Below are 15,812 nucleotides of genomic sequence, written 5' to 3' on the forward strand. Positions count from 1 at the left end.
ATGCGAATCAATATTCAACTGCAGTGCACTGAGTGCAAGCGTAAGAACTACGCTACGCAGAAGAACAAGAAGAATACTACCGGACGTCTGGAAGTGAAGAAGTATTGTCCCTGGGACAAGAAACACACTGTCCATAAAGAGTCTAAGTAGTTTCGATAGAGCAGGGGTATAGTTCCAACGGCTAGAACGCCGGTCTCCAAAACCGGATGTTGGGGGTTCGAATCCCTCTACCCCTGCCAACTAAGTCTTTGATAGCGACGCGGGGCCTTGCGTAAGCAGGGCCCCGCAACCCGCTCAATAATTTGGGAAAGAGAATATGGCCAGGAAGAAAAAAAAGAGTGCGGACAAACAGAACGCACAGGTTCAGGCTGCAGGTCTGATGGGCAAGATCAAAGAGCTCAGACAGTTTTTTGATGAGTCCTTTATCGAGATCAAGAAAGTGGTCTGGCCTACCAAGAAGGAAACTATCACCACGTGTGTAGCCGTGTTGGTCGTCTCTGTGGTTATTGCTCTCTACCTGGGTGTGGTGGACTTCGCTTTTTCTAAAATAGTCGAAGCTATCCTCTAGGCCCAAAGCTACTTGCAAAGGCTGGAATAATACATGGATGCCACAATGGAAAACGTTTCGCCTCGCGCACGATGGTACATCGTTCACACCTACTCGGGTTTCGAGCAGCGTGTTGAGTTGACTGTCCGCGAGATGATGCGCACCGGACAGGACAAGGGCCTCATTGAAGAGGTCGTCATGCCCACCGAGAAGATCGTTGAGATGGTCAAGGGTGAGCGCAAGACGTCAACCCGCAAGTTCTATCCGGGTTACATCATGATCAAGATGATCTTGACAGATGACTCCTGGCATCTGATCCAATCCATCCCGCGTGTGACAGGGTTTGTCGGTGGTAAGAACCGTCCGACCCCCATGCGTGACAGCGAGGCGGAAAATATCCTCAACATGATGGAGAGCCGCCAGGAAAAACCGCGTCCCAAATTCAACTTTGATCGTGGTGATGAGGTTCGGGTCATTGACGGCCCGTTCAGCGGCTTCAACGGTGTTGTGGAAGAAGTCAATTATGACAAGGGTAAACTGAAAGTATCCGTTTCTATCTTTGGACGTCAGACTCCGGTGGAGCTTGATTTTGTTCAGGTAGACAAGGGTTAGCCCGGATATACTCGCGAACAGCGAAATTTCTCATCGAGGAATACAATGGCCAAGAAAGAATTAGGAAAGATCAAACTGCAGATTCCCGCAGGCAGTGCAAATCCCTCTCCCCCGGTCGGTCCGGCTCTGGGTCAGCACGGCGTGAACATCATGGAATTCTGTAAGGCGTTCAACGCCAAGACACAGGACCAGAAAGGCCTGATCATTCCGGTGGTTATCACCGTATATGCAGACCGTTCCTTCGATTTCATCACCAAGACTCCTCCTGCTGCAGTGCTGCTGCTTAAAGCCGCCAAGCTGGAGAAGGGTTCCGGTGAACCCAACAAGGAAAAAGTCGGCAAGGTCACCAAGGCTCAGATCCAGGAGATCGCCGAACTGAAAATGGTCGATTTGAACGCCAATGATATCGAGAAAGCCATGCTCCAGATTGCGGGCACCGCTCGTAGCATGGGTATCGAAGTCAAGGGTTAGTGAGGAAATACAAATGCCTAAGCATGGAAAAAAATACCGTAACGCAGTCGGTGATCGTGATGCCGCCGAGCGTATCGGTGTCGAGGAAGGCGTCAAGGTAGCAGTCGAAAATGCATTCGCAAAGTTCGACGAAACCGTTGATGTCGCTATCAACCTCGGTGTTGATCCCAAGTACTCTGACCAGATGATTCGTGGTGCTGTCAGCCTGCCCAATGGGCTTGGCAAAGACGTTCGCGTCGCAGTCTTCTGTAAGGGCGAAAAGGAAAATGAGGCCAAGGAAGCCGGTGCCGATTTCTACGGTTCCGATGAATTGGTCGAAAAAATTCAGGGTGGCTGGCTTGATTTTGACAAAGCCGTTGCAACACCTGACATGATGGCTCTGGTCGGTAAGATTGGTCGTGTGCTCGGTCCTCGTGGCCTGATGCCTAACGCCAAGACCGGAACCGTTACCATGGACGTGGCCACCGCCGTATCCGAACTCAAGGCCGGTAAGGTCGAGTTCAAGGTCGACAAGGCCGGTGTACTCCACGCTCCCATCGGCAAGGTTTCTTTCGGCGCTGACAAGCTCCTTGAGAACCTGAGAGCCCTGCTGGACACTGTCATGCGTATGAAGCCTTCCTCTGCGAAGGGTACCTACATGAAAGCACTGGCTGTTTCGTCCACCATGGGACCTGGTGTCAAAATTGACCCCCTGACTGTCCGGAAATTCCTGGACGTCTAAAACATTATTGGAATGCCGGACTCCCTCTGGGGAGTCCTGTAGATAATCGCACGGAAGGTTGAGTCAGAGACGGTAGGTGAGGGTTGTGACCCTCTTAATATCCTGCTTAGACAACGCTTTGACCTGCTTTCCGGGCCGAACGACGAGGAGTGGTAGATGAAAAGGCAAGAAAAAGCCCTGATCATCGAGCAGCTGCACGAAAAAGCTTCGCGCGCTAGCATCGCCGTCGTCACCGATTTCAAGGGCCTTTCCGTTGAGGAAATGACCCAGTTGCGCGCCAAGTGCTACGAAGTCGGTGTTGACTACCAAGTCGTCAAGAATACCCTGGCCCGGTTGGCTCTCAAGGATACCGATCACGGTGAATTGAGCGAACACCTTAAAGAGAACTGCGCTGTTGCGCTTGGGTACGACGATCCCGTCGCCCTTGCCAAGACGCTTGCCGAGTTCGACAAGGAGAACAAAAAGTTCTCCATGCGTTACGGCACTCTCGAAGGCCAATTTCTTGACAGCGATGCAGTAAAAGAACTCTCCAAGATGCCCAGCAAGCCTGAGCTTCTGAGTTCCGTACTCGGCACAATGCAAGCCGTACCGCGTAATTTCGTGTGTCTGTTCGCAAACATCGAACGCAAATTCCTGTATGCCTTGACTGCGATCAAGGATCAGAAAGAAGCTGCGTAAACTAGGTTCAAAGCGAATCAATTTTTAAGGAGATTTACAATGGCTGATATTACCAAAGAACAGGTCGTCGAGTTCATCGGCGCCATGACCGTCCTGGAACTGTCCGAATTCATCAAAGAACTCGAAGACGTCTTCGGCGTCGAGGCTGCTGCTCCTGCCGCAGCTGTCGTTGCAGCTCCCGCTGCTGGCGGTGACGCTGGTGGTGCTGATGAGCAGACCGAATTCAACGTTGTTCTGGCCGGCGCAGGTGGCAACAAAATTGCTGTCATCAAAGCTGTCCGCGCTATCACCGGCCTGGGCCTGAAAGAAGCCAAGGCTATCGTTGATGAAGCTCCCAAGGCTATCAAGGAAGGCGTTTCCAAGGAAGAAGCTGATGAAGCCGCCAAGCAGCTTCAGGAAGCCGGCGCCGAAGTTGAAGTTAAGTAACTTCAGCTACTTAAGCTAACAAAGCAAAGAGCGCTCGCCCTTGTAATAAGGGCGTTGCGCTCTTTGCTCTGTATGTATATATACTAGAGTAATCATCGTTCGATTACTGGGTTAATTCGCTGTAAGATATACGTCTGCTCCTCGTCGGTTTGCCGGGGTTTTGGTTCCGGCTACAGCATATCTACCCTATTTCCCGCACCGACCGTTTTCTTCGGTCGATGCGCCCGACAGAGGGTAAGGGCTCCCCAAGGCCCCGCGCCCCAACCATCAACCGCTCATGCATGAGGGTACAATGGGTCAACTGAGAAAAAAATTCGGCAAAATCGTCAACACGCTTCCGATTCCACACCTGCTGGAACTCCAGGTGGATTCGTACAATCGTTTCCTCCAGGTGGACACTCCTCCGGCCAGTCGTGGTGACTTCGGTCTCGAAGGCGTGTTTCGGTCCGTGTTTCCCATTGAAGATTTCAACAAGACCGCAAGCCTTGATTTCGTATCTTATGAAATCGGCGAACCAAAATACGACGTCGATGAGTGCATCTCGAAAGGCCTGACCTACGAGACACCCATCCGTATCACCGTCCGTCTCGTAGTTTTTGACGTGGATGAAGAGACTGGCAACCGTACGATTCGCGATATCAAGGAACAGGACATTTATTTCGGTACACTTCCGCTGATGACGGAAAAGGGAACATATGTCATCAACGGCACCGAACGTGTCATTGTCAACCAACTCCAACGCTCCCCCGGTATCATCTTCGAGCATGATTCCGGTAAGTCCCATTCCAGCCGCAAGGTGCTTTATTCAAGTCGCATTATTCCCATGCGCGGCTCCTGGCTGGACTTCGACTTCGACCACAAGGACATCCTCTACGTGCGCATTGACCGCCGTAGAAAGATGCCGGTCACCATCCTGCTGAAAGCCATGGGACTGTCTCGTACTGACATTCTCGATTACTTCTACGACATTGAATCCTACACCATTTTGAAAACAAAGGTGCAGCGGAAGGTCGTGGCAGAGCAGTACAGGAAGGAACTTGCTTTCGCCAATATCAAGATCGGTGACAAGGTCACGGTCAAGAAGGGCGAGAACATCACCAAGGGTGCCTGGAAGAAGCTCGTCAGGAACGAGGTCAAGAATATTGAGGTCGATCCGGCTTCGCTGCTCGGCCTTTTCCTGGCCAAGGATATTGTGGACAAGCAGGGTGAGGTTATCGCCGAAGCTGCTGAAGAGGTTACTGCAGATCTTCTCGAAAATCTGCGTCTTCATCAGATCAAGGATCTGGAAGTGCTGCATACCCGCGGCATGGACGTTTCCGATGCGCTCCGCAATACGTTGCTTCTTGACAAGACCACAGACCTGGAAACAGCGCAGATCGAGATTTATCGTCGCCTGCGTCCCAGCTCTCCGCCCACGCCCGAGATCGCGTCCAACTTCTTCGAGAATTTGTTCCGGTCTTCCGATTACTACGATCTGTCCAGCGTGGGTCGCTACAAACTTAACTCTCGTCTGAATCAGGACGTGGACCTGAATACGCGCACCTTGACCAACGAAGATATCCTTCTTGCGGTCAAGGAACTGATGCGACTCAAGGATTCCCACGGTCCTGCCGATGATATCGACCACTTGGGCAACCGTCGTGTGCGCCCGGTGGGTGAGCTGGTGGAAAACCAGTACCGCATCGGCCTCGTCCGCATGGAACGCGCGATCAAGGAGCGCATGTCCCTGCAGGAAGTCGCCACCCTGATGCCTCATGACCTGATCAACCCCAAACCGGTTGCCGCTGTCCTGAAGGAGTTCTTCGGAACTTCCCAGCTCAGCCAGTTCATGGACCAGACCAACCCGCTCTCTGAAGTCACGCACAAACGCCGTCTGTCCGCTCTCGGACCCGGTGGCCTGACTCGTGAACGTGCTGGTTTTGAGGTGCGCGATGTGCACACCTCTCACTACGGTCGTATTTGTCCTATTGAGACTCCTGAAGGACCGAACATCGGTCTGATCGTCTCGCTGACCACCTATGCCAAGGTCAACGATTACGGTTTCATTGAAACACCGTATCGCATGGTCAAGGACAAGCAGACCACTGATGAAATCTACTACATGGACGCTTCCAAGGAAGCCAAGGAAGTGGTGGCGCAGGCCAATGCTCCCCTGGATGCCAAGGGCGTGTTCGTGAATCCGCGTGTCAATGCGCGTCTTGCCGGTGATGTTCAGCTGACCGCAGCCGAAGATATCACCTGTATGGATATCAGCCCCAGCCAGACGGTTTCCATCTCGGCTGCACTGATTCCCTTCCTGGAGCACGATGACGCCAACCGTGCGTTGATGGGCTCCAACATGATGCGTCAGGCCGTGCCTTTGCTGCAGGCCGAAGAACCCCTTGTCGGTACTGACATGGAAGGCCCGGTCGCTCGCGACTCTGGCGCTTGCGTGCTTGCGGAAGAAGACGGTGTCGTGCACTTTGTCGATGCCGAGCGCATCATTATCAACTATGATAATGGTATCTATTCCACTTCCGGTGGTGCCAAGCACTACGAACTGCAGAAGTGGCATAAGTCCAACCAGAACTCCTGCTTCGGCCAGACGCCTCGCGTGCAGGTCGGTCAGCGTGTCCAGAAGGGCGCGGTTCTGGCAGACGGTCCCGGCATTGACCATGGCGAGCTCGCTCTCGGTAAGAACCTGCTCGTGGCGTTCATGCCCTGGTGCGGATTCAACTTTGAGGACTCCATCCTCATCTCTGAACGCATGGTCAAGGAAGACGTGTTCACCTCGATTCATATTGAGGAATTCGAACTGGTCGCCCGAGACACCAAGCTCGGACCCGAAGAAGTGACCCGCGATATCTCCAACGTCTCCGAAGAAATGCTTCGGAACCTGGATGAATGCGGTATTATCCGTATCGGTGCCCGTATCAAGCCCGATGATATCATGGTCGGTAAGATCACGCCCAAGGGCGAGACACAGCTGACTCCTGAAGAGAAGCTCCTTCGTGCCATCTTTGGTGATAAGGCGCGCGATGTGAAGAACACCTCCCTGAAGGTGCCGCCGGGAATTTCCGGTACCATCGTTGACGTCAAGGTCTTCAACCGTCGTTCCGGCGACAAGGATGACCGCACCAAATCCATTGAGGACAACGAGCTTGCAGCATTCGACGTCAAGGAAATGAAGCATATTGCTGCCTTGACCGACGCTGTCCGCGATAAGATCTGGAGCTACGCCGAAGGCGCCAAGCTCAAGAAAGATCTTGTCGGCTCCAAGAAGATCAAACTTGGTGCCACCGGAGAAGTCGTCGAACGTGAAGCCATTGACGGCATGCCCGTCAAGAAGCTTATCGGTGTCTTTGACAAGGAAATCAATGATCAGATCAAGCTGACTGTTGCCGATTACGAGCAGCAGATCGCTTTTATTAAGAATATATATGACGTCAAGCGCGAGAAAGTCACTGAAGGTGACGATCTGCCTCCGGGCGTCATCAAGATGGTCAAGGTCTACGTCGCCGTGAAGCGTAAGCTTTCCGTGGGCGATAAGATGGCTGGCCGTCACGGTAACAAGGGTGTTGTGTCCTGTATCCTTCCGGAAGAGGACATGCCGTTCTTTGACGATGGTACTCCCATGGACATTGTCCTTAACCCGCTTGGCGTTCCCTCCCGTATGAATATCGGGCAGATCATGGAAACGCACCTGGGTATGGCAGGGCGTAAGCTCGGTCAGCAGGTCACTGCCATGATGGAAGAGTCCGGTAACGCACTCAAGGATATCCGCGAGTCCGTGAAAGACATTCTGGATACGCCCGACATGTACGAACTCATTGACACAATGAGTGATGAAGAGTTCGTCAACGCGCTCAAGAAGCTCAAGAATGGTATCGTCGCCAAGACTCCGGTCTTTGACGGAGCCAATGAAGATGGCATCTGGGGTTGGCTCGAAAAGGCCGGTCTCGCTTCAGACGGTAAGTTTATTCTTTATGATGGACGTACCGGTGAGCCGTTCCATAGTCGCGTTACCGTGGGTATTATGTACATCCTCAAACTGCATCACCTCGTTGATGAGAAGATTCACGCCCGTTCCACGGGCCCGTACTCGCTTGTCACGCAGCAGCCTCTGGGTGGTAAAGCTCAGTTTGGTGGTCAGCGTCTTGGTGAAATGGAAGTCTGGGCCCTTGAGGCCTACGGCGCCGCCTATCTTCTGCAGGAATTCCTCACCGTCAAATCTGACGATGTGCAGGGTCGTGTGAAGATGTACGAGAAGATCGTCAAGGGCGACAACTTCCTGGAAGCCGGTTTGCCGGAATCCTTCAACGTTCTGGTCAAGGAACTCATGTCGCTGGGTCTGGATGTGACCCTGCACTACGAGGATCGGAAGCGTCCTGCATCGCAGGCTCCCGCTTTCCCCGCAGCGCCCAAGCCGCTGGTGGACTAAGGCCGGACTGTTACAAGGTAATATGCTTGGCCGGTCGAATGGCCGGCCAAGCTTGAGATAACTTTTTACGATAGGGGATATCCATGACGTTGGACGATCTGTTCACATTACGTGGAGCGCCGAATGCTGCTGCCCAAGGGCGTAACCTGAAGGCTATCCAGATATCCATCGCCGCACCTGAAACCATTCGTGAATGGTCTTTCGGTGAGGTGAAAAAACCGGAAACAATCAACTACCGCACCTTCAAGCCGGAGCGTGATGGCCTTTTTTGTGCCAAAATCTTCGGCCCGGTGAAGGATTACGAATGCAACTGCGGCAAGTACAAGCGCATGAAGCATCGCGGCATCGTCTGCGAGAAATGCGGTGTTGAGGTTATTGCCTCCAAAGTACGCCGTGAGCGCATGGGCCACATTGAGCTGGCCGCGCCGGTTGCACATATCTGGTTCCTGAAGACGCTGCCGTCCAAAATCGGTACGCTTCTGGACATCACCATGGCTGATCTGGAGAAGGTACTCTATTTTGATTCCTTCATTGTTCTTGATCCGGGAGAAACTCCCCTCAAGACGCACCAGGTTGTCAGTGAGGACCAGTACTTCCAGGTCATCGACCACTTTGGCGAAGACGCTCTGGAAGTGGGCATGGGTGCTGAAACCGTGCGCACCATGCTCCAGGCTCTGGATCTGCCGACCCTGCGTGCTGAACTGCGTGACGAGTCACAGACCACCCGGTCCCAGACCAAGAAGAAAAAAATCACCAAGCGTTTGAAGATCGTCGAGGCCTTCCTCGAATCCGGTAATAAGCCGGAGTGGATGATCATGGAAGTGATTCCCATCATCCCGCCCGAACTTCGCCCGCTGGTACCTCTTGATGGCGGTCGTTTTGCGACGTCCGACCTCAACGATCTCTACCGTCGTGTCATCAACCGCAACAACCGTCTGAAAAGATTGTTGGAGCTGGGCGCGCCCGAGATCATTATCCGCAACGAAAAACGCATGTTGCAGGAAGCCGTTGACGCCTTGTTCGACAACGGTCGCCGCGGCCGTGCCATTACCGGCACCAACGGTCGTCCGCTGAAATCCCTGTCCGACATGATCAAGGGTAAGCAGGGCCGCTTCCGCCAGAACCTTCTGGGTAAGCGCGTTGACTACTCCGGTCGTTCCGTTATCGTTGTCGGTCCCAAGCTCAAGCTGCATCAGTGCGGTTTGCCCAAGAAGATGGCACTGGAGCTCTTCAAGCCGTTTATTTATTCCGAGCTTGAAAAACGTGAGCTTGCCACCACCATTAAATCAGCGAAGAAAATGGTCGAGCGCGAAGATCTGGTCGTCTGGGATATCCTGGAAGACGTGGTCCGCGAGTACCCGATCATGCTCAACCGTGCACCGACCCTGCACAGACTTGGCATCCAGGCTTTCGAGCCGCTGCTGGTCGAGGGTAAGGCCATTCAGTTGCACCCGCTCGTTTGTTCCGCCTACAACGCGGACTTTGACGGTGACCAGATGGCTGTGCACGTCCCGCTCTCCGTAGAGGCGCAGATCGAATGCCGTGTTCTCATGATGAGTTCCAACAACATTCTGAGCCCCTCTAACGGTACGCCCATTATCAACCCCTCGCAGGATATCGTTCTTGGTCTGTACTATCTGACCACGCCGCGCTCCTTCGAAAAGGGTGAGGGCATGATCTTTGCCGACAAGGGCGAGGTCATTTCCGCTTACGACTTTGGTGCCGTCGGCATTCACGCCCGTATCAAGGTTCGTATTGATGGAGAGATTGTCGAGACGACCACCGGACGTATCATCGTCAGCGAACTGCTGCCGAAAAACGTTCCGTTCGAGCTGGTCAACTGCGTGCTCAACAAGAAAAACATCGCAGCCCTGGTCACCGGCGCCTACCGTTTGGCAGGCACCAAGGCCACGGTCATTCTTTGCGACAGGATCAAGGATCTGGGTTACGAATTCGCAACCCGCGCTGGTGTGACCATCGGCGTCAAGGACCTCAAGATTCCTGATGCCAAGGCAAAGATGCTCGCTACCGCCAACTCCGAAGTTGACGAGATCGAAAACCAGTTCCAGGACGGTATTATTACCCGTACTGAGAAATACAATAAGGTGGTTGACGTTTGGACCAAGGTCACCAACGACGTGTCCAACGAAATGATGCAGGAGATGTCCACTGACGTCCTGACCGATCCCAAGACCGGCAAGACTGAGATCAACTCCAGCTTCAACCCCATTTACATGATGGCCACTTCCGGTGCTCGTGGTAACCAGGACCAGATGCGTCAGCTTGCTGGTATGCGTGGTCTGATGGCCAAACCTTCCGGTGAAATCATCGAGACTCCGATTACCGCATCCTTCCGCGAAGGTCTGTCGGTTCTGCAGTACTTCATCTCCACTCACGGTGCTCGTAAAGGTCTGGCCGATACTGCGCTCAAGACCGCTAACTCCGGTTACCTGACACGCCGTCTCGTTGACGTTGTTCAGGATGTGACCGTATCCGAGATCGACTGCGGCACAGTGGATGGCCTTGAACTCGGCCACTACACCAAGGGCGGTGAAATCAAGCAGCGCTTGGCAGAACGTGTCCTCGGTCGTGTGACCATGTTCGACACCTATGATGAAAATACCGGTGAGCTGGTTATCCCGGCCAACACCATTATTGATTCCAAGTACGCCAAGAAACTCGATGAGTCCGGCGTCAACACCATCACCATTCGTTCCGGCTTGAGTTGTAAATCCAAGCAGGGCATATGTGCCATGTGTTATGGTCGTGACCTTGCTCGCGGCCACCTGGTCAACGTGGGTGAGACGGTCGGTATTATCGCCGCTCAGTCCATTGGTGAGCCTGGAACCCAGCTGACTATGCGTACCTTCCACATCGGTGGTACCGCATCCAAGGAAATTGAATCCTCGAACATCGAGTCCCAGCATAACGGTCGTGTCGTCACGACTCGTATGCGGACCGTTGTCAACTCCGATGGTCACAAGATGGTCCTTGGTAAGAGCTGTCAGGTCAGCATTGTCGACGAACAGGGTCGTGAGCGCGAGAAATACGTGCTGCCTTCCGGTTCTCGTCTGCTGGTGGATGAAGGTCAGGACGTTAAGAAGGGTACACCTCTGGTTGAATGGGATCCGTACATGGAGCCGTTCATTGTTGACGCCAACGGTGTCATCAAGTTCAAGGATATCATTGAAGGCCAGACCGTACAGGAAGACCGTACCTCCAGAGCGTCCTTTACGATTATGGAGTATCGTACCACCAACTACCGTCCTGCTGTCACCCTGATGGGTGAGGACGGAACTCCGGTCAAGCGGCCCGGCACCGACATCGATGCCAACTTCGCCATGCCGGTCGGTGCCATTCTTATGGTCAAGGACGGAGACACGGTTCAGGCTGGTGACGTTATCGCCCGTAAGCCGCGTGAATCCTCCAAGACCAAGGATATCGTCGGTGGTCTCCCGCGTGTTGCCGAACTCTTCGAAGTCCGCAAGCCCAAGGATATGGGCGTTGTCTCTTCCATTGACGGCATTGTCACCTTTGGTCCTGAGTCCAAGGGTAAACGCAAGGTTATTGTCACTCCGGAAACCGGTGATACCAAGGAATTCCTTATTCCCAAGGGTAAGCATATCACTGTTCAGGAAGCTGACTTCGTCGAAGCCGGTGACCTGCTCACGGAAGGTTCTCCGGAACTGCATGACATCCTGCGTATCAAGGGTGAGAAACACCTGGCTCGTTACCTCGTTGAAGAAATCCAGGACGTGTATCGCTTCCAGGGTGTTAATATCAACGATAAACATATTGAAATCATCGTGCGTCAGATGTTGAAGAAGGTCTCCATCCTTGATCCGGGTTCCACCAGCTTCCTCATGGGAGAGCAGGTCGACAAACTCCGGTTCATGAAGGAGAACAGCAAGATCGTTGCCGAGGGTGGTACTCCCGCCGTGGCTGAAACGCTTGTTCTGGGTATCACCCAGGCATCTCTGTCCACTGATTCCTTCATCTCGGCTGCTTCCTTCCAGGAAACCACCAAGGTCCTGACTGAAGCATCCCTGAAGGGTAAATGCGACTATCTGCGCGGCTTGAAAGAGAATGTCATTGTTGGTCGCCTGGTGCCTGCCGGTACTGGCTTCCGCAAATACACCGACTCCGGAATCGCAGTGCCTGAACAGGCCGAGCGTCCTGACAAGTTCCTGGAGGAGCTTGAGGAAAGTCCGTTGCTGGTGGACATGCCGCAGGAATAGTTGCTTAAGATTATAACTCTCCTCGGAGAGTAAATAACTGATTGAAAAGATTGGAGAGGCATGGCCTCTCCAATCTTTTTGGACCACAGAGGCTAAACTGAGTGTCCATTGACCGACGAAATCACTTGACAACGTCGCTCTTTGTGGATTACTTGCGGTCCTCTTTGCGCAATTTTTGCGCGTGGGTAATCTATTAACTAATGATTGGAGGATGAATGCCCACCATTAACCAGCTGATCCGTAAAGGCCGCCTGGCGCAGCCCAAACGGAAGAAGACCCCGGCCCTGATGGAATGCCCTCAGCGTCGTGGTGTTTGCACCAGGGTTTACACCACCACCCCTAAGAAGCCGAACTCCGCGCTTCGTAAGGTTGCTCGTGTTCGCCTGACCAACGGCATGGAAGTCACCGCTTATATCGGTGGTGAAGGCCATAACCTGCAGGAACACTCCGTGGTTCTGATCCGTGGCGGTCGTGTAAAAGACCTTCCCGGTGTCCGTTACCACATCGTTCGCGGTACTCTCGATACCTCTGGTGTTGATGATCGTCGCCGTGGTCGTTCCAAGTACGGCACCAAGCGCCCGAAATAGGTTAGAGCTTTTTCGTAATGCCCGGGTAGGGACGACAAAGTAGGGCGGAGGCTGCCCGAAATAATGTCCACCCGGATGAAATTCAAGGAGAAAAAAATGCCTCGTAAAGGTCCTGTCCAAAAGAGACAGATCCTGCCGGATCCAGTATACGGCAGCAAACTGATCACTCGCTTCATCAACCGTCTTATGTTGGACGGTAAGAAGTCAACTGCTGAAAGAATTTTCTACCAGGCTATCGAAACCCTGGCTGCCAAGACAAACGAAGAGCCTTTGAAGGCCTTTGAAAAGTGCCTGGACAACATCCGTCCGGCCTTGGAAGTCAAGTCCCGCCGTGTCGGTGGTGCGACCTACCAGGTTCCTCTGGAAGTTCGTCCTGACCGTCAGACCGCTCTGGCCATTCGCTGGCTGATCGGCTACGCACGCGGTCGTGGTGAGAAGGGCATGGTTGCCCGTTTGTCCGGCGAACTTCTGGACGCATTCAATAACCGTGGCGGCGCCGTTAAAAAGCGCGAAGACACCCACAAGATGGCAGAAGCTAACAAAGCTTTTGCTCACTACCGCTGGTAGTCACGGAGAAACGAAGTGCCCAGGAAGATCCCCAGAGATAAACAGCGCAATATTGGTATTATGGCCCACATTGATGCGGGTAAGACTACCACTACAGAGCGCATTTTGTTTTACACCGGTGTATCCCATAAAATCGGTGAAGTTCACGATGGTGAAGCGACCATGGACTGGATGGTTCAGGAGCAGGAGCGTGGTATTACCATTACCTCTGCTGCAACCACCTGCATGTGGCGCGATCATCGCATCAACATCATTGACACACCCGGTCACGTTGACTTCACTATGGAAGTCGAGCGCGCCCTGCGCGTCCTGGACGGCGCTGTAGCCGTCTTTGACTCCGTTGCCGGTGTTGAGCCTCAGTCCGAGACCGTATGGCGTCAGGCGGACCGTTACCGCGTTCCCCGTATGGCCTTTGTCAACAAGATGGACCGCATTGGCGCGGACTTCTTCCGTTGCGTTGACATGATGAAGACCCGCCTTGGCGCGAAAGCCGTGCCCGTTCAGCTGCCCATCGGCGCTGAAGACGAATTCGAAGGCGTTGTCGACCTGATTGAAGGCAAAGCATATATATATGATCATAAAGATCATGGTGCCAGCTTCTCCACCATCGATGTCCCCGCAGAACTGCAGGACAAGTATGAAGAGATGCGCACCGAGATGATCGAAGCCGTTGTTGAAGAAGACGAAGTGCTTCTCGATAAGTACATGGCCGACGAAGCGCTGACTCCTGAGGAGCTGCGTGAAGGCGTTCGCAAGGCGACCACCAACCTTGCCATCTGCCCCGTGCTGTGTGGTACTGCATTCAAGAACAAAGGCGTTCAGCCCCTGCTTGACGCTGTTGTTGATTACATGCCTTCTCCGCTCGACATCGAAATCATGAAGGGTATTGACCCTCACTCCGAGGAAGAGATCGAGTGCCCCTGCGACGACGATAAGCCGCTCGCAGCGCTTGCTTTCAAACTTATGACCGACCCCTTTGTCGGTCACCTGACCTTCCTGCGTATCTACTCCGGTAAGATCGTCAGCGGTGACACTGTCATGAACGCTGCCACCGGCAAGAAAGAGCGCATTGGTCGTCTTCTGAAAATGCACGCCAACAAGCGTGAAGAAATAAAAGAGGCATACGCTGGTGACATCGTCGCTGCCGTCGGCCTCAAATACGTAGCCACCGGTGATACCATGTCCGACCTCAAGCACGCAGTCGTGCTGGAGTCCCTTGATATCCCTGATTCGGTCATCGAAGTGGCTATCGAACCCAAGACTAAGGCTGACCGCGACACCTTGTCCGCCGCTCTGGTCAAGCTTGCCAAGGAAGATCCGTCTTTCCGTGTCAAGACTGACGAAGAGACTGGACAGACCCTGATCGCAGGAATGGGCGAGTTGCACCTCGAAATCATCGTTGACCGTCTTCTCAGGGAGTTCAATGTCAACGCAAACGTGGGTGCACCCCGCGTCGCATATCGAGAGACCATCTCCGCACCGAAAAAGGTTGATGTCAAGCACGCCAAACAGTCTGGTGGTCGTGGTCAGTATGGCCACGTTGTCCTCGAAGTCGAACCCAACCCTGAGAAGGGCTACGAGTTCGAAGACGAAATCAAGGGTGGTGTCATTCCCAAGGAATACATCCCCGCTGTTAGTAAGGGCATTGTCGACGCCATGAAGAATGGTATCGTCGCTGGTTTCCCGGTTGTCGACGTGAAGGTCAAGCTGGTTTACGGCTCCTATCACGAAGTTGACTCCAGCGAACAGGCTTTCTACATCGCCGGTTCTCTGGCAATCAAGGAAGCCTGCCGCAATGCAAAGCCCGTACTGCTTGAGCCGATCATGTCGGTTGAAGTAGTGACTCCCGAGGATTACCTCGGTGATGTCATGGGTGATTTGAATGGCCGTCGTGGCCGCGTGGGTGAAATGGAAGCCCGCGCAGGCGTACAGGTTGTTCGTTCTTTCGTCCCGCTGTCCGAAATGTTCGGGTATGCCACGGATCTTCGTTCGAAGACCCAGGGCAGGGCGACATTCACCATGCAGTTCGACCACTACGAAAAGTTGCCGAACAGCCTGGCTGATGAATTGATGAAAGGTACAGATTAACGTAGAGCCTAGGATTTTCCCTTTGCTTGACAGTGCGGCGTCTGGGATGTACTCATCCCGGTCGCTGCAATGAATAGCGTCCTTTTTTTATTTGAGACGCTGGTAAAGATAAATCCTTTGAGGAGAAAGCACTATGGCTGCTTCGATGGCGAGCGATCGCATCAGAATTAAATTGAGATCATACGATTACCGTATTCTGGACAAGGCTGTCACCGAGATCGTTGACACCGCCCGGAATACCGGTGCGGCAATTGCCGGCCCCGTGCCGCTGCCCACCGATATCCATCGTACAACCATCCAGAAGTCTGTTCACGTTGACAAAAAGTCTCGTGAGCAGTTCGAAATGCGCATTCACAAGCGTCTTCTGGATATTCTTGAACCCACTCAGCAGACTGTTGACGCTCTTGGCAAGCTTTCCTTGCCCGCAGGCGTGGACGTCGAGATCAAGCTCTAGGAG

At 53.4% G+C, this 15,812-nt stretch carries 13 protein-coding genes and 1 tRNA gene; all 14 read left to right on the forward strand.

All coding sequences use genetic code 11. The annotated features are described in order from the left end of the window. The 14 genes from rpmG to rpsJ all read left to right on the forward strand — a co-directional run bounded on the left by rpmG (position 1) and on the right by rpsJ (position 15,809). A complete protein-coding gene (gene rpmG, locus SRBAKS_RS17435; protein WP_128326856.1) occupies positions 1-150 on the forward strand; it encodes a 50S ribosomal protein L33 in 150 nt (49 codons plus the stop codon). Between the two features lie 12 nt (positions 151-162). Further along, positions 163-239 (forward strand) — tRNA-Trp (locus SRBAKS_RS17440). 77 nt (positions 240-316) lie between these two features. After that, positions 317-568, forward strand: a complete 252-nt coding sequence (gene secE / locus SRBAKS_RS17445) for a preprotein translocase subunit SecE (RefSeq protein ID WP_229592177.1) — start codon at positions 317-319, stop codon at positions 566-568. Between the two features lie 33 nt (positions 569-601). Next, positions 602-1,159 (forward strand): transcription termination/antitermination protein NusG, encoded by a 558-nt coding sequence (gene nusG, locus SRBAKS_RS17450; RefSeq protein ID WP_229592179.1) that lies wholly within the window; start codon positions 602-604, stop codon positions 1,157-1,159. A 45-nt stretch (positions 1,160-1,204) separates the two neighbouring features. Further along, positions 1,205-1,630 carry a 50S ribosomal protein L11 gene (gene rplK, locus SRBAKS_RS17455; RefSeq protein ID WP_229592181.1) on the forward strand — a complete coding sequence of 142 codons (426 nt, stop codon included), beginning with the start codon at positions 1,205-1,207 and terminating at the stop codon, positions 1,628-1,630. 13 nt (positions 1,631-1,643) lie between these two features. Next, positions 1,644-2,351, forward strand: coding sequence for a 50S ribosomal protein L1 (gene rplA / locus SRBAKS_RS17460; RefSeq protein ID WP_229592183.1), 708 nt, complete (start codon positions 1,644-1,646; stop codon positions 2,349-2,351). A gap of 156 nt (positions 2,352-2,507) precedes the next feature. Continuing rightward, the gene (gene rplJ, locus SRBAKS_RS17465; protein WP_229592185.1) at positions 2,508-3,029 is read left to right on the forward strand and encodes a 50S ribosomal protein L10; all 522 of its coding nucleotides are present in this window, start codon (positions 2,508-2,510) and stop codon (positions 3,027-3,029) included. Between the two features lie 39 nt (positions 3,030-3,068). Beyond that, on the forward strand, positions 3,069-3,455 hold the full coding sequence (gene rplL, locus SRBAKS_RS17470) for a 50S ribosomal protein L7/L12 (RefSeq protein ID WP_229592187.1): 387 nt from the start codon (positions 3,069-3,071) through the stop codon (positions 3,453-3,455). 292 nt (positions 3,456-3,747) lie between these two features. Beyond that, complete coding sequence (gene rpoB / locus SRBAKS_RS17475; RefSeq protein ID WP_229592189.1) at positions 3,748-7,875, forward strand: DNA-directed RNA polymerase subunit beta; 4,128 nt, start codon at positions 3,748-3,750, stop codon at positions 7,873-7,875. A gap of 83 nt (positions 7,876-7,958) precedes the next feature. Continuing rightward, positions 7,959-12,113: a DNA-directed RNA polymerase subunit beta' gene (rpoC, locus tag SRBAKS_RS17480; protein ID WP_229592191.1), complete on the forward strand. Its 4,155-nt coding sequence runs from the start codon at positions 7,959-7,961 to the stop codon at positions 12,111-12,113. 215 nt (positions 12,114-12,328) lie between these two features. Beyond that, a complete protein-coding gene (rpsL, locus tag SRBAKS_RS17485) occupies positions 12,329-12,700 on the forward strand; it encodes a 30S ribosomal protein S12 (RefSeq protein WP_229592193.1) in 372 nt (123 codons plus the stop codon). Positions 12,701-12,796: 96 nt separating this feature from the next. Next, a complete protein-coding gene (gene rpsG, locus SRBAKS_RS17490; RefSeq protein ID WP_229592195.1) occupies positions 12,797-13,267 on the forward strand; it encodes a 30S ribosomal protein S7 in 471 nt (156 codons plus the stop codon). Between the two features lie 15 nt (positions 13,268-13,282). Then, on the forward strand, positions 13,283-15,355 hold the full coding sequence (gene fusA, locus SRBAKS_RS17495; RefSeq protein ID WP_283816498.1) for an elongation factor G: 2,073 nt from the start codon (positions 13,283-13,285) through the stop codon (positions 15,353-15,355). Positions 15,356-15,488: 133 nt separating this feature from the next. Continuing rightward, positions 15,489-15,809 (forward strand): 30S ribosomal protein S10, encoded by a 321-nt coding sequence (gene rpsJ, locus SRBAKS_RS17500; RefSeq protein ID WP_229592197.1) that lies wholly within the window; start codon positions 15,489-15,491, stop codon positions 15,807-15,809. The last annotated feature ends 3 nt before the right edge of the window (positions 15,810-15,812 follow it).

The sequence above is a fragment of the Pseudodesulfovibrio sediminis genome, assembly GCF_020886695.1.
Lineage (GTDB): Bacteria > Desulfobacterota > Desulfovibrionia > Desulfovibrionales > Desulfovibrionaceae > Pseudodesulfovibrio > Pseudodesulfovibrio sediminis.